The sequence below is a fragment of the Bartonella sp. CB10SXKL genome, from assembly GCF_042195515.1.
Classification (GTDB): Bacteria; Pseudomonadota; Alphaproteobacteria; order Rhizobiales; family Rhizobiaceae; genus Bartonella.
Genome location: NZ_JBHION010000121.1, coordinates 1 through 634, shown reverse-complemented (window position 1 = coordinate 634; position 634 = coordinate 1). Strand labels below are relative to the sequence as shown.

1 pseudogene is annotated in these 634 nt (G+C 40.4%); it reads left to right on the top strand.

What is annotated here, in order from left to right:
- Nucleotides 1–634, top strand: a pseudogene (locus ACFIK3_RS09775) (hypothetical protein); the annotation flags it as partial.

Sequence of the window (634 nt, the reverse complement as noted above, 5' to 3'; positions counted from 1 at the left end):
GAAAAGGTTTACAATAGTGTAGCGGAAGCATTTGCTGGTGTTGCGAGTTCTATCACGAATGTTCATAATGATGTAACTAATGTTGTCAGTGATAGCCTTGCCAAGCAGGATGATGATACGAAGGTTATTACTATTGGGAAAGAAGTAGAAGGTACAGAAGTCAATATTGCCAACAGTAAGAAAGAAGACCGGACACTTTCAGGTGTTAAGGCAGGAGTGCTTTCAGCAGAATCGACAGAAGTTGTAAATGGCTCTCAGTTATTTGCGACTAATAAAAATGTTACGACAGTGACTACCAGTCTAGACAGTGTTTCTAAAAATACATCGAGCTATTTAGGTGGTGGTGCTGATGTGCTTGTAGGTAATCTTCCGACGTATGTTGTTGGTGGTCAGTCATATCATGATGTTGGTTCAGCCTTTAGCGGTGTTGATACATCGCTGACAGATCTTCATAATGAGCTTTCTAAGAACAGCAATGAACTTACGCAGACCATTGAGCAGAATGCTTTGTTGTGGAACGATGACGCGCATGCCTTTGTGGCGCGTCATGTAAAGAACAAAGAGAAAGATGGTCAAGTTATAGCGGAACAAGAAAACAGCAAATTAAAGTTTCTATTAGATGGAGAAATTTCTA